Here is a 20,283-nt window from a genome sequence, read left to right on the forward strand (position 1 = left end):
GCAGCTAAAGCGATAAACCGAATTTAAGCAAGCGCCTCAGTGGCGGCATGGGCCGTGTCGTAATCGGCGGCGACGCGCATTTCGCGGATCGGGCGGACGATATCGATCGATTGCTGATAGAGCGGATCGGCTTTGTAGGCATCAAGCGCCGCCTGATCTTCAAATTCGCCGTAAACCACCACATCGACGACATTGCCAAGCTGATCGACCTTTTCATTCAGGGCGATCTCCAGCTTTGAGGCGTGGGGAATTTGGGTGAGGATACTCAAACCCTTTTGGACGGTCAGGCGGTCGATCCCGTCCTTACAGCTAAACATGACTATGTGTCTGATCATGGCTGAGGTCATAGAATCTTGAGCGCCTGAAAACAAGAGGCCTGTCCCCTAAAGCAAAGCCTTTTTGCGGGTGGCGTTAATCAGGTGTGCGGCCGCAAGCATAAGCGCCCCCACTATGCTCAGCGGGGCTTCATAAGGCAGGAGCGGCGGGTAAAAGGCCGCGATCCCTAGCAGGAAAATGCCCAGTCCCCCAAAGCCGGAGATGCGGTAATCGCGCCAGCCACCAGAGCGCCAGAAGGCCCAAACGCTCAAAGGGGCAGCCAGAAGCACCAAGATCTGATGGATCAGCTCGCTTTCGCTGAACTGGCCAAACACCGGCAGGCCCGCCGCTAATACCGGCAGGATCAGGCAGTGCGCCAGACACAGGCCCGACAGGCCGATGGAGGCGACGTCCAGCATCTGCGTCGTCGGTTTATGAAAATGGCTCTGACCCATAAAAGCAGATTCCTGATCGTAACTGAACACAGCACATATGTTATAGCATAACTTTTTTCAAGGGCGTGGCCGTCCTTTGTTTGTGTTATATTATAACACTTAAGCTGTGTCCAGACCTAAAAGCAAAATGTGCGATTACCGAGCCGGTTCGATATGTACCACCTTATAGCCCTTGTCTTTCAGGGTTTTGAGGATCAAGGGCATGGCCTGAGCGGTAACCTCCTGCGCATCGTGCAGCAAAATAATTCCACCCTTACCGTCCAGATTTTTCATCAGGCGGTCGGTGACGGTTTGCGGCGTTTCACCAACCTCCCAGTCATTGGCACCCGCGTCGATCGAAAAGACCGTGTAGCCGCTGACCTTAAGCGCGTTCATTAGATCGGGCGTCTCCCCCAAGTACGGAAACCGGTAAAACGGCGCGGCGTCCTTACCCAGAACCTTGGACGCAATGTCGCGGGTGGCATCAAAGTCCTTGACCTGATCAGCCGGCGACAACTGATTCATATGATCGTGCTTATAGCTGTGCAGACCGGCGCTGTGGCCGTCCGCGACAACTTGCTTGGCCAGATCAGGATAGGCGGTCAGGTTATTGCCCTGCATAAAAAAGGTGGCCTTTACGCATTGTGCTTTCAACGCATCCAGCACGCGCGGCGTAGTTTCCGGGCGCGGGCCGTCGTCAAAGGTGATGACGACTTCATCTTTCGCCAGAGCTAAAGGTCCGTGTTGGGCGGTGCCATAGGCCTGACCCTTTTCGCCTGAAATTGCGAGTGTGCGGGTGGTGCCCAGCGCGTCAGGCCCGCAAGCATAAGCGCTGCTAACTGCTGCCATCAGAGCGACCGCGACCGCAAAGGCTGAACATTTCATGTAACTTCCCCGTTTTATTTTTATGTGGTCATCTTTATGCCCGCAAAGGCCCCTAACGACCAGAGGGAGCTATGAAAAATTTGGGTCGGTTGACTTGGAAGCCCTGCCCTTTACAACGGTAATATAGATGTGAGGGAACGGAATGCGCGCGATCCTGCTGGCCCTGATGGCCGTTTTGACTATCATAGGGCCCGCCGCTGAGGCGCGTCAGACCTCTTCGCTCAATGCCGGTTGGCTGTTTAAACGTGAAGACATTCCGACGGCGTCGGCCGCCAGCTTTGACGATAAAACATGGCTGAAGGTCACCTTGCCGCACACCTTCAATGCCGGTGATGGCGCCGATGGCGGCAGCTATTATCGCGGGGCCGGGTGGTATCGCAAAAGCCTTGATCTCAAACCCCTGACCGCCCGCGACCGGCTCTATCTGCAATTTGACGGGGCGGCACTGGTCACCGAAGTGTTTGTCAATGGTACGCGCATCGGCCGCCATGATGGCGGCTATTCGACCTTTCGCTTTGATATTACGCCGGCGGTCAAGGCCGGTACTAATCTTATTGCGGTTAAGGTCGATAATGCCGCCTGGCCGCATATCGCGCCGTCGGGCGGGGATTTCACTATCTTCGGCGGGCTATATCGCGGTGTGTCGCTGATCCAGACGTCGGATGCCGGATTTGATTTGCTTGATCACGGATCACCCGGCGTAGCGGTTACCGCCACGCTTAATGCGCGGCGCGAAGCTGAGCTGAATATCGTCACCTCTTTGCGCAACAGCCGCAAAGGCACGGCCAATTTGACCATCCGCACCCGCGTTTTCAGCGAAGGCCGTGAGGTGCTGGCCCTGTCCAAAGGGGCGCGTCTGCGGGCGGGGCAGGTCGTGCAACTAACCCAGGCCGGCATCATTGTCAGGCCCAGATTGTGGAATGGGCGCCTTGATCCGCACCTTTATAATGTCGTCACCGAAGTGTCCGAAGACCGTGGCCTGCTTGACCGGCTGGTAACCCCGTTCGGGGTGCGCACAGTTGAGTTTGATGCGGGTCGCGGCCTGTTACTTAACGGTCAACCCTATGCGGTGCATGGTGTTAATCTGCATGCCAGCCGCGCTGGTGTCGGGGCGGCCATGAGCAACACTGACATTTCCGAAGACTTTGATATGCTGGATGAACTGGGGGTGACCGGGGTGCGGCTGGTCCATTATCCCCATGCTCAGCGTGCCTATGAGGAGGCCGACCGGCGCGGGATTTTGATCCTGACCGAAGTGCCGGTAAATAGCGCGGTGGCGGATACGCAAGCCTTCCGCGCCAATGCGGCCCAGCAGGTGCGTGAACTGATCCGTCAGAACATCAACCACCCCAGCGTCATCGCCTGGGGGATTGGCAATGAGGTCTATGCGACCGAACCCTATGTGGCCAACATCCTGATGGAATTGAATAATGTGGCCATCGAAGAAGACGATAGCCGCCCGACGATCTATGCCCATTGCTGTCAGGCAGATAATGACCCCAAGGCGATGCAGAGTCAGTTGATCGGCTTTAACCGCTACTTCGGCTGGTACTCTGATGAGTTTTCAAAAATGGGCACCTGGGCCGATGGGTTCCACAAGGCCTTTCCCGAAAAGCCGTTTGCGGTCACTGAATATGGCGCGGGCGGCAGCGCGGGTCATCAGCAGGAGCCGCCAGAGCGGACCGACCCTACTTCCGGCTGGCACCCTGAGCAGTACCAGACCCTGTACCATGAAGCGAACTGGGCCGAACTGTCGACGCGGCCGTTCATCTGGGGCAAGTTTGTCTGGCAGGGCTTTGATGCCGCCTCCGATGGCCGCAACGAAGGCGAGCAGGCGGGCATCAACGATAAGGGCCTGATCACCTATGATCGCCGAACCAAAAAGGATGCGTTCTATTTCTATAAGGCCCAGTGGTCACAGGCCCCGCTGGTCTACATCACCTCACGCCGCTATACGGATCGTAAAATCGCCTCGACCGATGTTAAGGTCTATAGCAATCAGTCAAGCGTGACCCTGAAACTCAACGGCGCGGTCATCGGCACCCAAAAGCCGGTGGGCGGGATCGTGATTTTCAAATCAGTGATCCTTAAAGAAGGCATCAACGAAGTCACTGCCGAAAGCCCCAAGACCTCCGATAAGGTTGTTTGGCGGTTATCAGTGCCGGTGCCGGCATTGGTGCGTTAGTAATTTGGATTAAACTCGAATCGAGTTGCGATATGATAGACCTTGAATCACTCGATATTGTCGCTTCAGTAGGCAAAGAAAGCCGGTATGAGATTGGAATTTACCGAGAGTCTTTGACGGACGATTATAATCCTGAAGGTCACATGAAAGGTTGGCGTTTGTATGTCGATAAGGTGCTTTCCTCTCAGGAATGGGAACCTGTTTACGACGTATGGGAAGAAAATTTTTGCGATATAATGCGTTACGCGGCTGAATATGTTGGTGAGAACGATCGATGGTATGATCGTAATGGCCGAGACGTCTGCATCAATGAAGTTGTGACTACTATCAGAGACATGGGTGGATGCTGATTGAGCGGAGAAGCTTAATTAATTTTGCTAACGCTTGAGATACCATAAGGTAGATACGATATAGGCCGAAACGAAAGGCTCATCCATGACCGCTAACCCCCACACCCTGCGTGTCGATATCTGGTCGGATATCATCTGTCCGTTTTGCTGGATCGGTAAGCGCCAGTTCGAGATCGCTCTGAAAGATTTCGCGGGCCGCGATCAGGTTGAGGTCCATTACCATGCCTTTCGCTTGTCGCCCGATCAGCCGGTGACGCCAGTCAAAGACATGCTGCAACTGAAATACCGCATGACCCCGGAGCAGGTCGCTCAAAATCAGGCGCGGGTGGTTCAGATGGCGGCCAGCGTTGGGCTTGACTATCATCTGGAAAGTACCCTCAACGGCGATACGCTGAAAGCTCACCGCCTGATCAAACTGGCCGAAGATCACGGTCTGGCCGCCGAGATGATTGAACGGCTTTACCGCGCCAATTTTACAGAAGAACAGTCGCTGTTTGACGATGCGGTGCTGGTGGCGCTGGCCGCAGAGGTCGGGCTGGAGGCGGAGGCCGTGACCGCGTTTCTGAAAACCGATCGCTATGCTGACACGGTACGCGAGGAACAGGAGTTTATTACCTCTAAAGGGGCGCAGGGCGTGCCGTTCTTTGTGCTCAACAACCGTTATGCCCTGTCGGGAGCACAGCCGCCGGAAGCTTTTACGCAGGCGCTGGAGTCCGCATGGAAAGACATCGCGCCTCAAATCACAGAGGGTGAAGTGTGCGGACCGGATGGCTGTGAGATATAGTCTGGACAAGTCAGCGTACAGCCTGTAATCAGATAGCCATGACCAAGACCGCTTTCATCGTAGCCGCCGCGATTATTATCATCACCGAACCGGTGGTGGGATAGCGCGCGTCTGAGGTCAGAACCGTCGCCAACCCGCCCAGGAGGCGGGTTTTTTTATACCGGTCTCCTTTGTATTTTCCATTGAAGGAGCCATCATGTCGCTAAATTCCCAGCCGAAACTTTATATGCTGTGCGGCAAGATCGCCGCCGGTAAATCGACGCTATCGACGAAGCTGGCCACCCGGCCGCATACGGTGGCGATCAGCGAAGACGCCTGGCTGGCGCGGCTCTATAAGAACCAGATCTCAAGCCTTGATGACTATGTGTTCTATTCGGCCAAGCTGCGCGATGTGATAGGCCCCCATGTTGAGGATATGCTGCGGGCAGGGCTGTCGGTCGTGCTCGATTTTCCGGCCAATACCCGCAATCAGCGTCGCTGGATGCGCCAGCTCTGCGTCAATGCCAATGCCGGTCATGAACTGCATTACCTCGACACGCCCGATGAGGTCTGCCGCCAACGTCTGAAAGCCCGTAGCTTAAGCGGCGCGCACAATTTCGCTGCCACCAGCCGCGATTTTGGCATCGTGAGCGGTTTCTTTGAGCCGCCTCATGCCGATGAAGGTTTTGAGGTGATCCGGCATGAACTGATGGCGCTGGTGTGAAGGTGTCAATTCAGTGGACGGCGCAGGGCCGGGTAGTTATCGTTCCGGCGTTTTACCACCAAGGGGATGATGTCTATGAAGCTTTGCGGCATTGCGATTATTTTAGGGCTGATGACGGCCTCATCCCCGGTATGGGCGCAAACTACGACGGAGACTAAACCCGCAGAGGATTCCAAGGCTCAGGAAGGCACCCAATCCTCGCAGTGGATGAGCGATGTCAAAGGTGACAATTTGCAATCGGCGGTCATGACGCCCATGACCGATCTTAACCTGCGTAAGCTTGAGATACCGGAGATTCTGCTCAAAGCCTCAGCCAATGCCTATGACCTGACCGGCATGGATAGCTGTCAGGCTTTAGGGGACGAAATCAGCCAGTTGAGCGACATTCTAGGCATCGATTTCGACGCCCCGGCCCTGACAGATGGGCGTAGCCTGACCGATAAGGCCAAACATCTGGCCGGACATGCCACGGTCGGGGCGGTACGCGACGCCAGCGGCAGCCTTGTGCCCTTCCGCGGCATTGTGCGTAAGGTGTCGGGCGCGGATAAATACCAGAACGAGATCGATACGGCGATTGAAGCCGGGCGGGTGCGCCGCGCCTATCTCAAAGGGGTCGGCATCACCAAAAACTGCGCCCCGCCTGCCGCACCACTTTGGTTCGTTCCGGAAAAGGCCGCCGCTAAATCTGCGCCTAAGCCCAAAGCCAAAACCAAGCGCTAATCATTTCGCTTGCGGTGGTCATGGCAAGCGGTAATCTCATGCCTCCAAACATAAGGGATGCTGTCATGACACTTACCAAAGCCATTAAACTTGCTGGATTGGGTGTCGCGCTGGCAACACTTACCGCCGCAGACACACCCGCGCTGTCGCCGCAGGAAATCGTCGATGCCGCTCCGGCCAGCGCTTGGAAGGATATCCCGCCCGAAGATATGGTCGTGATCCGCTTTAAGGACGGCACCTCATCGGTTCTGCAACTGGCACCGGAGTTCGCGCCGGTCCATGTGGCCAACATCAAGACTCTGGTGAAAACCGGCTGGCTGAATAGCGCCGCCCTGATCCGGGTGCAGGACAACTATGTCACCCAGTGGGGCTATCCTGATGCCGAAGAAGCACCCCTGCCGGCTGGAGTGATCAAGACCCCGCCCGCCGAATATGAGCACACGCCGTCAAAAAATTTCAAGCCTCTGAAATATAAGGATAGCTTTGCCGCCAAGGTCGGCCATGTCGCGTCATGGCCCGTGGCGACAGATGGCCAAAGCCAGTGGCTGACCCACTGTTACGGCATGATCGGCGTGGCGCGCGATGTCGCCCCCGATACCGGCTCAGGCAGCCAGCTTTATACGGTGATTGGTCAGGCGCCGCGCGCGCTCGACCGCAATGTGACGCTGGTAGGAAGGGTGATCGCGGGGATGGAAAACCTCAGCGCCCGTCCGCGCGGCACCGAAGATCTGGGCTTTTATAAAACCCCGCCCGAAGGGGGCCGGTTTACGTCCGTCACCCTCGCCAGCGATCTGCCCGAAGCGGAGCGGCCGAAGTTTCAGGTCATGGATACCGACAGTGCGACCTTCGCCGACTGGGTTAAGGCGCGCGCCAATCGCTCTGGCACATTCTTTGTGAAATCGGCCGGGGCGATAGACATCTGCAACGCTACCGCCCCGATCCGTAAGGTTCCGTAAGGCCTATTCCGCCGGATGGGTTACCGGAGCTGGCTTTTTACGGCCATGGAACAGACGGTCCAGCGCCAGATAGATGACCGGCGTCGAAAACAGCGTCAGCACCTGCGACACCAGCAAGCCACCGACCACGGCCACACCAAGCGGCTGGCGCAGTTCAGCCCCTGTACCGTGGCCGATCATCAGCGGAATAGCCGCTAACATGGCCGCAATCGTGGTCATGATAATTGGCCGGAAGCGGGTGATGGCGGCTTTGTAGATCGCGTCTGCAGCACTCAGGCCGCCGTTTCGCTGGGCATCGAGCGCGAAATCGACCATCAGGATGCCGTTCTTTTTGACGATCCCGATCAGCAGGATCACCCCGATCAGGGCCATAATTGAGAAATCAAGCTGGAACAGCCACAGGAACAGCACCGCACCTATCCCCGCCGACGGCAGGGTCGACAGAATGGTCAGCGGCGTCGAGAAGCTTTCATAAAGCACGCCCAGAATGATGTAGACCGCCAGCACCGCCGCAAGGATCAGTAGCGGCTGGCTCTTGAGCGAGTCCTGAAAGATCAGGGCGGCCCCTTGCGGCTCACCGGTAATGGTGTCGGGCATATTGATTTCACCGCGCAGACGCTCAATGTCCGCAATGGCATCCCCAAGTGCCACTCCTTTGGGCAGATTGAAGGAGATGGTCACTGCCGGAAACTGACCGTAGCGGTTGATCGACACCGGCCCGGAGGTCGGAGCTTCGCGGGTTGTAACTGCCGATAACGGCACCATTTCCTGCGTCAGGGGTGAGCGCAGATAGAAGTAATCCATGCTGTCGACGCGCTTGGCCAGTTCGTCATCAATGCCCAGAATGATCTTATACTGATTGACCTGAGTCTGGAATTCGTTGACCTGACGCTGGGCATAGGCATCGTATAGGGCCTGATCTATATCATCGACGTTAAAACCATAGCGCGCTGCCGCCACCCGGTCGATGGTCAGGTTTTGCATCCGCGCCCCCAGTTGCAGGTTGTGGCGTACGTCGCGAAAGCCCGGACTGTTGCTCATGGCGTCTGTCATACGCTCCGACCACTGGGCCAGTTCGTTGTAGTCCTGCCCCTTAAGCACATAAACGTACTGAGCTGATCCGCCGCCGGCCGACAGGTTGATATCCTGAGCCGAGCGCAGCGACAGGGTTATGCCGGGAATTTTCGCCGCCTGCGGACGGATGCGGTCGATGAACTCTTCGGACGACACATCGCGGTCGCCGCGGTCTTTGAGCACGATGAAGAAGCGCCCGTTCGACCAGCCGCCACCGCCGCCACCACCGATGATGTTGTTAAAGCCGGAAACCGCCGGGTCCTTGGCGATGATGTCCTGAAGCAGCTTTTGCTTAACCAGCATGTCTTCGTAGGAAATGTCATCTGCGGCCTGAGTAGAGCCCTGCACAAAGGCCGTATCCTGCAGCGGGAAGAAGCCCTTGGGTATCCACATATAGCCCGCAACGGCAATGGCCACGGTGATAAAGAAGGTGATCAGGGTCAGACCCTGATGGCGCAGCACGACCTGCAAACTGCGGTCATAGAGGTTTTGCAAGCGGGTCGAGAAATCCTTACCCGTATCGCGGTGTTTCGGTGCCTTCATGAAGCGCGCGGCCAGCATGGGGGCCAGCGTCAGGGACATGACCACCGAAATCAGCAGGGACACCGTGATGGTCACTGCAAATTCAAAGAACAGCCGTCCGACAATCCCGTCCATAAACAGCAGCGGAATAAAGGCGGCAATCAGCGAGAAGGTGATCGACAAGACCGTAAAGCCGATCTCGCCCGCCCCTTTTAAGGCTGCGGTTCTGGAATCTTCGCCCAGTTCCATATGGCGGTGGATGTTTTCGACCACCACGATGGCGTCATCGACCACGAAGCCAACGGCGATCACCAGCGACACAAGGGTCAGGTTATTCAAACTGAAACCCAGCACATACATGGCCGCAAAGGTCGCGACCAGCGATGAGCCCAGCACCGCTGCCACAATAAGGGTCGCCGAGACCTGACGCAGGAACAGGCCCATGACCAGCACAACGAGGATCAGGGTAATGACCAGCGTCAGCTCAACTTCGTGCAGGGAGGCGCGGATGGTGCGGGTACGGTCGTTGAGCACTTCGACCTTAGTGGTGGCAGGCAGGGCCTTGGTCAGGTTCGGCAGAGAGGCGCGGACGGTATCGGCGATCTTGACGACGTTCTCACCGGGCTGACGGGTAATGGCAATGCCTAAGCCGCGCTGACCATTCGGGAAGGCGGCGGAATAGAGATTTTCCGGCCCCAAGGTAACGGTTGCCACATCACGCATATAGACCGGCGTTTGGTCACGATAGGCGATGATGACGTTCTGATAGTCCTCAGCGGAAAAAATCTGGTCGTTAGTGGCAAAGGTCGACAGGGTATTGCGCCCCGGCACGGTACCCTTGGCGCGGTTGACCGAGGCTTCCTGCAGGGCGGTGCGCAGATCCTGCATCGTCAAACCGTATGAGGCCAGCCGGTCAGGCTGAGCGCCAATACGGATGGCCGGTTTCTGGGCACCGAAGATGCGCACTTCGCCCACGCCCGGCAACTGATTGATCTGACGGGCCAGATTGACATCGGCCATGTCCGAAAGCTGGGTCAGGTCCATGTACGGATCATTGATCGTCAGGATCAGCACCGGCGAGTCCGCCGGGTTGAGCTTACGCCAGGTCGGCAGGTTCGGCATGTCGTCGGGCAGACGACCGGACACCGAATTGATCGCCGCCTGTACTTCCTGGGCGGCGCTATCGATATCCTTGTTCAGCTCGAACTGCAGGGTGATATTGGTTGACCCGATCGAGTTGGATGAGGTCATTTCCGTGATGCCGGGAATGGCTGTAAAGGCCGTTTCCAGCGGTGTGGCGATTGCGGATGCCATAGTGTCGGGCGACGCACCGGGCAGGCCCGCGCTGATGCTGATGGTCGGGAAATCGGCTTGTGGCAAGGGGGCAACCGGCAGGCGCGGGAAGGCAAACACCCCCAAAAGCACAATGGCAAGCGTCAGAAGGGCCGTCGCCACCGGACGGTTGATGAACCACGACGAAAAGCTGGAATAGCTGCCTTCGCCCGTGCTCTGGCCCGATTTTGTCTCTTTAGGCTGCGGATGATCCATTATTTGGCCCCTTGTGCGGGAGCCTTGGCCGCTGGTTTGGCAGCGCCTTTAGTGGCGATGTCTTCGCCACCGGGCTTGACGCGCTTGACAGCGGCGTCAGGTTGCAGGCGGGAATGGCCGTCGGTGACAATCTCGTCGCCCGCCGCAACGCCCTTGGTGACCACCACATAGTCATCGTTCTGATAGGCGGTCTCGACCGGCACGATCTGCGCCTTATCAGCCACGATTTTAATGACAAACGGCCCTTCGAGGCCGGGGCGCACGGCCACCGTCGGCAGGGTCAGGGCATTGGTGCTTTCGTTCAGGGAAATATCGGCAATCACGAACTGGCCCGGCCACAGGGTTTCACCGGCATTGTCAAAGGTCGCGCGGATCTGCACCGTGCCGGTGCCGGACTGCACCACATTATCGAGCGCACTGATCCGTCCGGTCGCCAGTACTTCACCTTTTTCGCGGTCCACGGCCTTGACCGTAATGCCGCCGGAACGCTTCATGCCTTCAATCAGATCGCCCTGCACCGTCTGCGGCACGGAAAAGACGACCGAAATCGGGTTGATCTGGGTGACGGTCGCCAGTCCCTCAGTCGAAGAGGCGCTGACCAGATTGCCCGGATCGACGCGGCGGATGCCGATGCGGCCCGATACCGGTGAGGTGATGCGGGTAAAGGACAGTTGCACGCGGGCGTTTTCCACCGCGGCCTCATCCATCTGGACGGCAGCCTTGGCCTGCTCGACCGCCGCCTTTTGCTGATCAAGGGTCTGCTGCGGAATAGCGTTGATTTCGGCCAGAGATTGATAGCGCTTGAGATCAGTCTCCGCCACCAGAAGTCGGGATTTATTCGTCGCCAGTTGGGCCTGCGCGCTTTGCAGGGCGGCCTTGAGGCTGCGGTCATCAATCACCGCCAGCAATTGGCCTTTTTGGACAAACGCGCCTTCATCAAACAGCACCTGAGTGAGCACGCCGTCAACTTGCGGGCGCAAGGTCACAGAATTGAGCGAGGTCACCGAACCGACCACCTTGAGGTCATGAGCAATGGTGCGGGTTTCCGCCCGAACCGTCACGACCGGCACCGGCGGGCGGCCCTTGCCCTTGTCATCACTTTCACCCTTGGGCCACAAAAAGAAGGCCGCGGCCGCGACAACAACGACACCGGCAGCAATGGCCAAAGGGACGGGTTTGATCATAAGGGTCTCTTGAAAATCAGGCTGAACGCAAGGGGAGGTGAAATCGCAACCGAAGGTCTGACAATTTCGCTACCAAGCCTTTAACGTGGCACGTCTGAAAATCCTTCGCAAAAAATAAAATTCACCGATGAAAAAGAGCAACAGGACATTTAGTAGCATCCAAACAAAGAAAAGCCCCCGAAACGCGCCGGGGGCTTTCAAGTTTCTGATGATTACAGGGACGCAATGATCAGGGATAAGATTTGGGCCAAGGATAGTTTTAAATCAGGGAGACGCTTCATCAATCAGTTTGCGCATGGCCTCAAGATAGGCCACAAAGGCGGCGCGTCCGGTTTCAGTCAGGATCAACGTCGTTTGCGGTTTCTTGCCTACAAACGCCTTGGTGATCTCGACATACCCGGCCTCTTCAAGTTTGCGCAGTTGTACCGACAGATTGCCGTCGCTCGACTGGGTTTTTTGCTTGAGCGTCGTGAAATCAGCCGATCCGGCGGTCGACAGATAGGCCATGACCCCCAGCCTTAACCGCCCGTGGATGACATCGTCGATACGCTCGATATTAAAATCGTCCATGCCTCAGACTTTCTTGGCCTGCAACATAATGACCAGACCCGGCACAGTCGCAAACAGGATCAAACACGCGGCATAGGCCAGAAACTGCTCAGGCTCACCGGCCATGAAGGAGGTGCCAGCGGCACCTAAGAATGCCCCAAAACAGACGAATTTCAGCCAACCCTGACCGGAAATGGCCGACACTATCCACCAGCCGAGGCCATATAGCACAAGGATGGCCGGGGCCAGCATGGACATGGTCGCTTCCATTTGCTCCAGATGCGTACCCGCCACGATCAGGCACATGGCAATGACAAAGATGGCAAAGCCAATGCCTGACCAGATATTGCCGATAGCGACATTCATGGAGCCGCCGTGGCCGTATTTTTTGATCGAACCCCGAATACTCAATACGGCCAGAACGGCATAGATCAGACCGGCACCCAGCCAGTTGACGGCACTAAACCACGGATTGGGCATAGGGATCACTTCAGTCCAGAAGCCGTAGTGAATAAGGCTGGCCGCCCCAAACGTGATGCCTGCCCAGAACAAGGACCCGCCATTAATAATTGGTCTGCGCCCGCCGTCCTGAGCCAGGGCCTTCATATAATCGATATCGTTTTTCAGCGTCAAAGGATCTGACATGTTACGCGGCCTCCTTGCCGTATGATTATTCCCGCCCATCCTGAGCATGAGTTTATAATTGCAAAAGAACTTTATTTTGTAAAGTGCTTTTTATGGGTCCGAGATTACAGATTTGTTATCTTGCCAAAACATTGTTTAGCGCTCTAGTTTCATACCCAACGAAACCTGCCGCATTTCTGCGAATAAGGTTATGGCTTTCATTGTTGTGGGGCGAAGCTATCCTATATGACTAAGACCGAACTCCTCTCCGGCGCTCATAAGGGCGCGTTTCTGGGCCTGTGCATGCTGATGGGTGTGCTGTCGCCCGCGACTGTCAGGGCTGAAATGACCACACAAAATACGATTGCCGCCGAAGCTTCCGATCCGCGCCAATATCTGGAAGAGGTCGAGGGTGAAAAAGCGCTCGACTGGGTGCGCGCCCAAAATGACCGCACACTTACCCAGTTGATGAAAGACCCGCGTTTTGAGAAAAACCGTGAGGCGGTGCTCAAAATCGTTGAAGCCAAGGACCGTATCGCCTCACCAGGCTTTGCCAAGGGAGGTAAGGTCGATAACTTCTGGCAGGACACCGACCATGTGCGCGGCATCTGGCGGCGCACGGACTGGAGCGCCTACGCCGCCGATAAGCCGGTGTGGGAAACCATCCTAGATATCGACGCCCTGTCGAAGGCCGAAGATAAAAACTGGGTTTATAAGGGCTCCAACTGCCTGCCGCCCGATGAGACCCGCTGCCTGATCAGTCTGTCGAACGGCGGCAAGGATGCTGTGACCGTGCGCGAATACGACACGGTCACCAAGTCGTTTGTGAACGGCGGCTTCGACCTGCCCGAAGGCAAGCAGGTCGTGGTGTGGAAGGACAAGGACACGCTTTATGTGTCGCGCGAATGGACACCGGGGGAGGTCACGCCGTCGGGCTATGCCTATGTCACCCGCGAATTGAAACGCGGCCAAAAGCTTGACGACGCCAAAGAAATCTTCCGGGGCGATGCGGCCGACATGATGGCCTATCGTTCTGTGCTGCGCGACATCGACGGCAATTATGTCATGGACATGCAGACCCGCCGCCCGTCATTTTTTGAGGTCATTGATCAGTTCATCACATCTGACGGCCCGGTCAGCTTCCCCCTGCCGCTCACCTCGGAAATGTCGGCCTATTATGAAGGTCAGGCGGTCTATAGCCTGAAAGATGACTGGACGAGTGCCAAGGGTACCAAATTCACCTCCGGCAGCGTGATCGCGTTCGACCTTAAGGCCGGATTGAAAGACCCGAAAAACATCGAACCGGTGGCCGTGTTTACACCGGATGCTCACCAGTCGGTCGAAGGTATTGCCCAAACCAAAAACCACATCGTCCTGCAACTGTTGTCCAATGTGACCGGTGAAGTCAGAAGCTACAGCTATAAGGGTGGCGCGTGGTCCTATAAGGCCATCAAACTGCCGGAAAATGCCACCCTGTCGGTGTCATCGGCCGATGACGATTCCGATAAAATTTTCGCCTATTCGACCGGGTTCATCCAACCGTCAACCCTTTACCGCGCCGATGCCGGCACCGGTGAGGCCGAAAAGATCAAGTCGAGCCCCGCCCGCTTTAACGCTGAGGGCCTTAAGGTCGATCAACGCTGGGCGACCTCCAAAGACGGCACCAAAGTGCCTTACTTTGTTGTGGCGCGTCAGGATACCAAGCTGGATGGCAATACCCCAACACTGCTTTATGCCTACGGCGGGTTTGAGATCGCCATGACCCCGTCCTATTCCGGCGGCATGGGCAAGCTGTGGCTGGAGAACGGCGGGGCCTATGTCCTGGCCAATATCCGTGGCGGCGGGGAGTTCGGGCCGCAGTGGCATGAGGCCGGGCTGAAAACTAACCGTCAGCGTATCTTTGATGATTTTCAGGCGGTGGCCGAGGATATCATCGCGGCCAAACTGACCTCGCCGCGTCGTCTCGGCATCATGGGCGGGTCAAACGGCGGGCTTTTGATGGGCGTGCAACTGACCCAGCGGCCTGATCTGTGGAACGCGGTCGTCATTCAGGTGCCCCTGCTTGACATGATGCGCTATCATACCCTGCTGGCCGGGGCGTCCTGGATGGGTGAGTATGGCGATCCGGCTGATCCGGTCGAAGGCGCGTTCCTGAAATCGATCTCGCCTTACCACAACCTGAAGACCGGCGTGAAATATCCGGAACCGCTGTTTGTTACCTCGACCAAGGACGACCGCGTCCACCCCGGTCATGCCCGTAAGATGGCGGCGAAGATGCAGGAGATGGGCCTGCCGTTTCTTTATTACGAAAACATCGACGGCGGCCATGCGGCGGCGGCTAACCTACGCGAAACCGCCAAAAGAAATGCCATCGAGTACACCTATCTGATGCAAAAGCTGATGGACAAATAGTCTGCATCTTGAGGCGGGTATGAATTTTTGCTACCGTTGGCGCAGGAGGCGCCCATGGTCGATAAAATCAGTATAGCCCTGCCCAGTGACATGCTGGTGGCGATCAAATCTGCCGTGGCTTCGGGGGAGTATTCGACCACCAGCGAAGTTATTCGTGAAGCCCTGCGCGACTGGAAACTCAAGCGCAGGGTAAATGAGTTGGAATCCGACGAATTGCGCCAGCTTATCCGTCAGGGGCTGGAAAGCCCCACAGTGTCTGCCGAGGATGTTTATTCACGGCTGAAGTCCAAGTACAGCGCACTGATTGAAAGCCATGCCTCAACAGATGCCGAATGATTTTCACGCTGACGAAATTTGCGGCGCAGGATATCGAAGATATCGGCGACTTTATTGCACTCAATAATCCTGCGCGTGCCCTTTCCTTTATCGAGGAAATTCACGCGGCCTGCCGGGCCCTGATCGACACGCCGGCCGCTTACCCGGCCATAGTTACATTGGGAGACAATATTCGGCGGGCCCCGTTTCAGCGCTACCTTATTTTCTATGCGGGCACGGCATCCGAGTTAAGGATTGTTCGTGTCCTGCATAGTGCCCGCGATATCAATGCGCAGATGTTTGTCGTGTGACTGTGCGCCTGTTCTAATTGAGATCTAATTATTCTGGCTATGGCGGTTCTTGATGGCGTGGGCGAGGCTGGCCTCGAAATCCATCATGATATCGGCAAATTCCGCGCTCGATAGCTGCTTGCGGCCATTCTGGGTTTTTTGCATCCGGAACGTCCAGAACGACGAGACGTGATTGAGCGTCCCGATCGAGTCGCCCAGTTCGGCAAACAGACTTAAGCCATTGAACAGGAAGCGCCTGAACGGCGCCGGATCACGGCTGCGCACCAGCGCATTATAGGCGGTGTCATAGCTGTGCAGGGTGCGCCCGGCTCTGGTCAGGGTATCAACCACGCCGCGCGCAATCCGTGGGCGGGCTTTGCGCAGATAATCCTTGGTCAGTTCATCGAACGACCCCGACGGCTGGTAGGAACCCAAGCCCGTCAGCACTTCGCGCAGTTCGTCCTGAAGCTCAACATGTCGCCACTTGTAATACAGAAATCCGCGCCATGAGAATATGCCGTCGCGGAATTCTTCGTCGGACATCCCCAGCGCCTTTTGCAGCGGCCGCAGTTCGAGGTCGAGCTTGTCCGATAAAATCTTGTTGCCGAGTTTCAGTGACGCCTTACCGGCATCAACGCCGATGGCTTCAAGCACCAGACGCTCAATCTCCGCACTGGTGAAACTGGCCATTCGCGTCAGGTCGGCTGAGGACAGGCGCAGATAACATAGAGCAGGCTTGACGCCTTTGCGCGCCAGGGTGTCGCGTACCAGAAACGGATCAAGCGAGGGCAACTGATCGAGATATTTCAGAATACGCACGTCCGGGCTTTTGCCTGGATCATCCATATTGAGATAGGTCTTAAGCGTCTGATCAAAGCCGATCTGGTCGATGAAAAACGACCGCCCGCCCAGACGCAGATCATGCGGATCGAACGGCAGAATGACCTTGGTGACCTGACGGCGCTGATTGTGATAAAGTCCGCGCTCGTTAACCCGCAGGCTGTGTTTCAGGATAATAGCGCGGTTAAGCTGGCTGTTTTCAAAAAACGGCTGTTCCTTATAGGTCGGATCATCCGCGTAAAAGACATAGACCTGCGACAGGTTCAGCACCCGGCTGGTGGCCGAGGTAAAGGTCAGATTGCCAAGATTACGCACTTCGCGCGTCGTCTTGAAATGGCTCTGAGTTAAGGCTTTTGCCAGTGCGGCCATAGGGTACTCTTTGTTACGCGAAGGGGGGCGCGGCCATCCTAAAAGGCCACGCTGTCATGTTGGGTGATGTTGAGCAGGCTGTCCTCGAAATCCATGAGGACATCGACATATTCCGGCGCCGACATCCGCATGTGAGGACCGCTTTGGACCATGCGGTATTTCCAGAAGGAACCGATGTGGCCCAGAATCCCGATATTCTCGCCCAGCTCATAAAACAGGCTGGGGCCGTCCATCAGAAAGTGCCGGAACGGGCCGGGGTTTTTCTGCTCGACTAACGCGGCATAGGCCTGATCATAGACGGCCAGCGTCCGCCCGACGCGCTTTATGGCTTCAACGATGCTGCGCGCCAGACGCGGTCGGGCTTCCTTAAGGTATTCTTTAAGGCTGTCTTCTGAAGTGTTGTAAGGCTGATAATTGGCCAGCCCGTCCAGCACTTTGCGCATCTCTTCCTGAAGCTCAATATGGCGCCATTTGAAATACAAAAACCCGCGCCATGAAAAAATGCCGTCGGAGAATTCTTCGTCGGTCATGCGCAAGGTAGCTCTGAGCGGCCACAGTTCCTTATCCAGTTCATTGGACAGAATTTTCCCGGCCAGCTTGACCGAGCGATATTGCAGGGCTTCGCCAAAGGCGGTGATCACCAGACGCTCAATCTCGGCATTGGCAAAGCCGATCATCTGCTGGACATCGACCGGAGAAATCTTGAGGTAGCACGGCGCCGGTTTATAGCCGCTGCGCGACAGGTGCTCACGGACCAGAAACGGATCAAGTGACGGCAGCACATCCAGCAGTTTCAGAACCTGAACATCGTAGTTCTGATTGAAGTCGTCGGTGTTGAAATAGCTGCGCGCAAAACTGTCGAAGCCGATCTGATTGACGAAGACCGAACGGCCGCCCAGTTTCAGGTCATTCGGATCAAACGGCAGGATAACCTTGGTGGCGGTGCGGCGATGGCGGGAAAATAACATGCGCTCATTTGAACGCAGGGTGTGCTTGACCAGTATCGCCTTATTCATCTGCGAGTCCTTGAAAAAGGGCTTCATCAGATAGTCTTTGTCCTTGGCACTGCTCAGGTAAATCTGCGACAGGTTGAGCACCCGGCTGGTCGATGCCGTCTCGCCCAGACTGGCCAGATTGCGTACATCACGACCGGTGGCCGTTTGCATCCCGGCGGCATTGTCGTTCATTTTCCGAGCGGACGCGTTCATATAATGGGCTTTCAGGCAGTCAGTTTGCGGTGCTTCTTACGCTTACTTACCAGGCGTTCGAGATGCTGCACGGTCTTTGCGGCCTCGCGGTGGTCAGCGAGATCAATCTCATTCAACCGGATAAGTGTATCCAGATGGATATCAACCACTTCGGGGTCGGTATCTTCACCCAATGCTACCGCATAATCGTTTAAAGAGTGTGTAGCCTGTTCAATCAACCCAAGGCGTAGCGCGTGCGCCCGCTTTTCGGTGTGCATAATCCGCCCGACCATGTAGTCGAGCAGTTTCTTATCCAGTCCACCGCGCGCCTGCATCAGAACGCGCAGAGAATTCAGCTCAACCGACAGGGTTTGCTGGAATATCTCGCGCTGCAGATTGTCGGCGGACTTTTCAATATCGTCGATCCGGCGCAGAACCCCCTGATAGGTCGTATGGGTTTTGCGCCTACGGCACGGGCCGATATAATTGGCTGAAACGACGAAATTGCGCTTACGCGTCAGGGCTGCCAGCACAGCCTTGAGCAGTACTGACGTCGAAAACGGTTTGATGACAAACTCATCTACGCCGCAGTTGCGGGCATGGGTAACGTCCTGAGACTTCTGCCGTCCGGTGAGCATCAGCACCGGCAGGCGCGGATTGAGAAACCGCGGATCATCCTTGACCGCCGCCTGACGCATGGCCCGTACCAGATCAACGCCGGACATACCGGGTAGTTCCCAGTCAAGAACCATCAGATCCGGATTGTGCGAGGTCAGAAACCCGATGGCCTCTTCGGCCGAGCGGGCAGGCAGCAGACGCGTGAAACCGGCGCCGCGCAGTAACTCCAAAATCATGCGGCGTGAGGCATCATGATCCTCAACGACCAGTATGTTCACTGTCGCCGGATTGATCTTTCGCTGCGCGCGCAAGGTTTGGTAGGTCAGGTTTGACATTAGCCCGTATGATCTTGTGCAGATGCGTAAAAGACTATAGCAAACCTGTTAATTCAAGCTTTAAGCCTTGATAAATCAGAGTTAATTGAAATTAAGCATGATGGCTTACTCAAAATAAACCAAGGTTTGTTAGTGTGAAGCCATGAAACGTCGCGCCCTTATCTCTGCCTTGCTTTTCCCAGTCTTCGCCTCGGTCGCACCGCAGGCTCTGGCCAGTGCGCCTAAGGAAAAGAAAAAAGGCGGAGGGCCCAGCTTTACTCAGTTGACGCCGATCAGCGTATTTATCCCGCGCCGCGACGGGCGACATTCGACCATGACTATTGAGATGGGCCTTGATGTCAAAGACCCGAAACTGGCGGAACTGGTGCCCGCCTATATCCCCCGTCTGCGCGATGCCTATGTCAGCCGGATTCAGTCCTATGGCCTGCGCCTGCGCGAAAACAGCCTCGTTGATCCGGGCTTTATCACCCGTGAGCTTCAGATCGCGACCGATCAGGTGTTAAAGCGTTCAGGGGCTACCGTGCTGCTTGGCACGATGATGATCAACTAATCCAGCATCTGCCACGAAAAAGCCCTTTGCGGGCGCAACAATGCCCTTTCTGTGTATCGTCGCGCATCTTATCCAAAAACCGCTTCACACTTTTTAGGATGCGCTCTAACATACCCTTTCGCTTCACCTTATGGGGAAAGGTTGCGCCATGACTAACCACGGACCATTCGAGCAAGGCCTGAAACTTATGGGTGCGCAGCAGCAGCTTGCGACGCGCAGCCTGCTGAATCTGGTTGAGATGATCACCGCCTCATCGCACCGTTACGCCTCCCAGACCACGGCCTTTGCCGAGGACACGGTGCGCCTGATGAAAGAGGCCTCCGCCGTGCGTGATCCGCAAGGGTTAACCGACCTGCAAAAAGAATGGACGCAAACCTGTGTCAAATATTCCGAAAATCAGGCCCGCACGACCATGCAGTTTGTCGAACAATGCGGTAAGCAGGCGCTAAATACCGCCGCGAACGCCAAGTCCATCGTCAAGGGCGATGTGCCAGACACCCCACCTAGCGAAACGCCGCCCTCTGAATAGAGTCT

At 56.3% G+C, this 20,283-nt stretch carries 21 protein-coding genes; 11 read left to right on the plus strand and 10 right to left on the minus strand.

What is annotated here, in order from left to right:
- Positions 1-23: 23 nt before the first annotated feature.
- The 3 genes from IE102_RS05130 to IE102_RS05140 all read right to left on the minus strand — a co-directional run bounded on the left by IE102_RS05130 (position 24) and on the right by IE102_RS05140 (position 1,634).
- The gene (locus IE102_RS05130) at positions 24-335 is read right to left on the minus strand and encodes a Dabb family protein (protein WP_189485315.1); all 312 of its coding nucleotides are present in this window, start codon (positions 333-335) and stop codon (positions 24-26) included.
- Between the two features lie 48 nt (positions 336-383).
- On the minus strand, positions 384-770 hold the full coding sequence (locus tag IE102_RS05135) for a MerC domain-containing protein (protein ID WP_189485317.1): 387 nt from the start codon (positions 768-770) through the stop codon (positions 384-386).
- A 135-nt stretch (positions 771-905) separates the two neighbouring features.
- A complete protein-coding gene (locus IE102_RS05140; protein ID WP_189485319.1) occupies positions 906-1,634 on the minus strand; it encodes a polysaccharide deacetylase family protein in 729 nt (242 codons plus the stop codon).
- A 142-nt stretch (positions 1,635-1,776) separates the two neighbouring features.
- On the opposite strand from IE102_RS05140, the gene IE102_RS05145 reads away from it, so the two are divergent.
- The 6 genes from IE102_RS05145 to IE102_RS05170 all read left to right on the plus strand — a co-directional run bounded on the left by IE102_RS05145 (position 1,777) and on the right by IE102_RS05170 (position 7,332).
- The gene (locus IE102_RS05145; protein WP_189485320.1) at positions 1,777-3,819 is read left to right on the plus strand and encodes a glycoside hydrolase family 2 protein; all 2,043 of its coding nucleotides are present in this window, start codon (positions 1,777-1,779) and stop codon (positions 3,817-3,819) included.
- Positions 3,820-3,851: 32 nt separating this feature from the next.
- On the plus strand, positions 3,852-4,169 hold the full coding sequence (locus IE102_RS05150) for a hypothetical protein (RefSeq protein ID WP_189485322.1): 318 nt from the start codon (positions 3,852-3,854) through the stop codon (positions 4,167-4,169).
- Positions 4,170-4,254: 85 nt separating this feature from the next.
- Positions 4,255-4,953 carry a DsbA family oxidoreductase gene (locus tag IE102_RS05155; protein ID WP_189485324.1) on the plus strand — a complete coding sequence of 233 codons (699 nt, stop codon included), beginning with the start codon at positions 4,255-4,257 and terminating at the stop codon, positions 4,951-4,953.
- Between the two features lie 196 nt (positions 4,954-5,149).
- The gene (locus IE102_RS05160) at positions 5,150-5,656 is read left to right on the plus strand and encodes a P-loop nucleotide/nucleoside kinase family protein (RefSeq protein WP_189485326.1); all 507 of its coding nucleotides are present in this window, start codon (positions 5,150-5,152) and stop codon (positions 5,654-5,656) included.
- A gap of 75 nt (positions 5,657-5,731) precedes the next feature.
- Positions 5,732-6,376, plus strand: coding sequence for a hypothetical protein (locus tag IE102_RS05165; protein ID WP_229807569.1), 645 nt, complete (start codon positions 5,732-5,734; stop codon positions 6,374-6,376).
- Between the two features lie 65 nt (positions 6,377-6,441).
- Positions 6,442-7,332 carry a peptidylprolyl isomerase gene (locus tag IE102_RS05170; protein ID WP_189485329.1) on the plus strand — a complete coding sequence of 297 codons (891 nt, stop codon included), beginning with the start codon at positions 6,442-6,444 and terminating at the stop codon, positions 7,330-7,332.
- Between the two features lie 3 nt (positions 7,333-7,335).
- Here the strand turns inward: IE102_RS05170 and IE102_RS05175 are convergent, their stop codons facing one another.
- From IE102_RS05175 to IE102_RS05190, 4 genes are all read right to left on the minus strand, one after another.
- On the minus strand, positions 7,336-10,476 hold the full coding sequence (locus IE102_RS05175) for an efflux RND transporter permease subunit (RefSeq protein WP_189485331.1): 3,141 nt from the start codon (positions 10,474-10,476) through the stop codon (positions 7,336-7,338).
- Positions 10,476-11,660, minus strand: a complete 1,185-nt coding sequence (locus IE102_RS05180) for an efflux RND transporter periplasmic adaptor subunit (RefSeq protein WP_189485333.1) — start codon at positions 11,658-11,660, stop codon at positions 10,476-10,478. The genes IE102_RS05175 and IE102_RS05180 overlap by 1 nt, the downstream gene beginning before the upstream one ends.
- Before the next feature lie 264 nt (positions 11,661-11,924).
- On the minus strand, positions 11,925-12,230 hold the full coding sequence (locus IE102_RS05185) for a winged helix-turn-helix domain-containing protein (RefSeq protein WP_189485335.1): 306 nt from the start codon (positions 12,228-12,230) through the stop codon (positions 11,925-11,927).
- Between the two features lie 3 nt (positions 12,231-12,233).
- The gene (locus tag IE102_RS05190) at positions 12,234-12,854 is read right to left on the minus strand and encodes a hypothetical protein (RefSeq protein WP_189485336.1); all 621 of its coding nucleotides are present in this window, start codon (positions 12,852-12,854) and stop codon (positions 12,234-12,236) included.
- A gap of 225 nt (positions 12,855-13,079) precedes the next feature.
- Here IE102_RS05190 and IE102_RS05195 point away from each other — a divergent pair, with 225 nt between their 5' ends.
- From IE102_RS05195 to IE102_RS05205, 3 genes are read left to right on the plus strand one after another with little or no spacing between them, the layout of a single operon-like run.
- The gene (locus tag IE102_RS05195; protein WP_189485338.1) at positions 13,080-15,245 is read left to right on the plus strand and encodes a prolyl oligopeptidase family serine peptidase; all 2,166 of its coding nucleotides are present in this window, start codon (positions 13,080-13,082) and stop codon (positions 15,243-15,245) included.
- A gap of 54 nt (positions 15,246-15,299) precedes the next feature.
- Positions 15,300-15,581 carry a ribbon-helix-helix domain-containing protein gene (locus IE102_RS05200; protein ID WP_189485339.1) on the plus strand — a complete coding sequence of 94 codons (282 nt, stop codon included), beginning with the start codon at positions 15,300-15,302 and terminating at the stop codon, positions 15,579-15,581.
- On the plus strand, positions 15,578-15,871 hold the full coding sequence (locus tag IE102_RS05205; protein ID WP_189485341.1) for a type II toxin-antitoxin system RelE/ParE family toxin: 294 nt from the start codon (positions 15,578-15,580) through the stop codon (positions 15,869-15,871). Before IE102_RS05200 ends, IE102_RS05205 begins: the two co-directional genes overlap by 4 nt.
- Before the next feature lie 24 nt (positions 15,872-15,895).
- On the opposite strand, the gene IE102_RS05210 is transcribed toward IE102_RS05205, so the two are convergent.
- From IE102_RS05210 to IE102_RS05220, 3 genes are read right to left on the minus strand one after another with little or no spacing between them, the layout of a single operon-like run.
- Complete coding sequence (locus tag IE102_RS05210) at positions 15,896-17,059, minus strand: hypothetical protein (protein WP_189485342.1); 1,164 nt, start codon at positions 17,057-17,059, stop codon at positions 15,896-15,898.
- A 38-nt stretch (positions 17,060-17,097) separates the two neighbouring features.
- Entirely contained in the window at positions 17,098-18,246 is a 1,149-nt protein-coding gene (locus IE102_RS05215) for a hypothetical protein (protein WP_229807570.1), read from the minus strand.
- Positions 18,247-18,278: 32 nt separating this feature from the next.
- Entirely contained in the window at positions 18,279-19,199 is a 921-nt protein-coding gene (locus IE102_RS05220; RefSeq protein ID WP_189485345.1) for a response regulator, read from the minus strand.
- 142 nt (positions 19,200-19,341) lie between these two features.
- Between IE102_RS05220 and IE102_RS05225 the strand changes: the two genes are divergently transcribed.
- Both IE102_RS05225 and IE102_RS05230 read left to right on the plus strand, forming a co-directional pair.
- Positions 19,342-19,749: a Tat pathway signal protein gene (locus IE102_RS05225; RefSeq protein ID WP_189485347.1), complete on the plus strand. Its 408-nt coding sequence runs from the start codon at positions 19,342-19,344 to the stop codon at positions 19,747-19,749.
- 148 nt (positions 19,750-19,897) lie between these two features.
- Positions 19,898-20,278, plus strand: a complete 381-nt coding sequence (locus tag IE102_RS05230; protein WP_189485349.1) for a phasin family protein — start codon at positions 19,898-19,900, stop codon at positions 20,276-20,278.
- Positions 20,279-20,283 lie beyond the last annotated feature (5 nt).

It is taken from the genome of Asticcacaulis endophyticus, from assembly GCF_014652575.1.
Taxonomy (GTDB): domain Bacteria; phylum Pseudomonadota; class Alphaproteobacteria; order Caulobacterales; family Caulobacteraceae; genus Asticcacaulis; species Asticcacaulis endophyticus.

Coding starts and splice junctions, on each gene's coding strand:
- IE102_RS05130 (WP_189485315.1), bottom strand. CDS start 335: ATGATCAGACACATAGTCATGTTTAGCTGTAAGGACGGGATCGACCGC.
- IE102_RS05135 (WP_189485317.1), bottom strand. CDS start 770: ATGGGTCAGAGCCATTTTCATAAACCGACGACGCAGATGCTGGACGTC.
- IE102_RS05140 (WP_189485319.1), bottom strand. CDS start 1,634: ATGAAATGTTCAGCCTTTGCGGTCGCGGTCGCTCTGATGGCAGCAGTT.
- IE102_RS05145 (WP_189485320.1), top strand. CDS start 1,777: ATGCGCGCGATCCTGCTGGCCCTGATGGCCGTTTTGACTATCATAGGG.
- IE102_RS05150 (WP_189485322.1), top strand. CDS start 3,852: ATGATAGACCTTGAATCACTCGATATTGTCGCTTCAGTAGGCAAAGAA.
- IE102_RS05155 (WP_189485324.1), top strand. CDS start 4,255: ATGACCGCTAACCCCCACACCCTGCGTGTCGATATCTGGTCGGATATC.
- IE102_RS05160 (WP_189485326.1), top strand. CDS start 5,150: ATGTCGCTAAATTCCCAGCCGAAACTTTATATGCTGTGCGGCAAGATC.
- IE102_RS05165 (WP_229807569.1), top strand. CDS start 5,732: ATGAAGCTTTGCGGCATTGCGATTATTTTAGGGCTGATGACGGCCTCA.
- IE102_RS05170 (WP_189485329.1), top strand. CDS start 6,442: ATGACACTTACCAAAGCCATTAAACTTGCTGGATTGGGTGTCGCGCTG.
- IE102_RS05175 (WP_189485331.1), bottom strand. CDS start 10,476: ATGGATCATCCGCAGCCTAAAGAGACAAAATCGGGCCAGAGCACGGGC.
- IE102_RS05180 (WP_189485333.1), bottom strand. CDS start 11,660: ATGATCAAACCCGTCCCTTTGGCCATTGCTGCCGGTGTCGTTGTTGTC.
- IE102_RS05185 (WP_189485335.1), bottom strand. CDS start 12,230: ATGGACGATTTTAATATCGAGCGTATCGACGATGTCATCCACGGGCGG.
- IE102_RS05190 (WP_189485336.1), bottom strand. CDS start 12,854: ATGTCAGATCCTTTGACGCTGAAAAACGATATCGATTATATGAAGGCC.
- IE102_RS05195 (WP_189485338.1), top strand. CDS start 13,080: ATGACTAAGACCGAACTCCTCTCCGGCGCTCATAAGGGCGCGTTTCTG.
- IE102_RS05200 (WP_189485339.1), top strand. CDS start 15,300: ATGGTCGATAAAATCAGTATAGCCCTGCCCAGTGACATGCTGGTGGCG.
- IE102_RS05205 (WP_189485341.1), top strand. CDS start 15,578: ATGATTTTCACGCTGACGAAATTTGCGGCGCAGGATATCGAAGATATC.
- IE102_RS05210 (WP_189485342.1), bottom strand. CDS start 17,059: ATGGCCGCACTGGCAAAAGCCTTAACTCAGAGCCATTTCAAGACGACG.
- IE102_RS05215 (WP_229807570.1), bottom strand. CDS start 18,246: ATGAACGACAATGCCGCCGGGATGCAAACGGCCACCGGTCGTGATGTA.
- IE102_RS05220 (WP_189485345.1), bottom strand. CDS start 19,199: ATGTCAAACCTGACCTACCAAACCTTGCGCGCGCAGCGAAAGATCAAT.
- IE102_RS05225 (WP_189485347.1), top strand. CDS start 19,342: ATGAAACGTCGCGCCCTTATCTCTGCCTTGCTTTTCCCAGTCTTCGCC.
- IE102_RS05230 (WP_189485349.1), top strand. CDS start 19,898: ATGACTAACCACGGACCATTCGAGCAAGGCCTGAAACTTATGGGTGCG.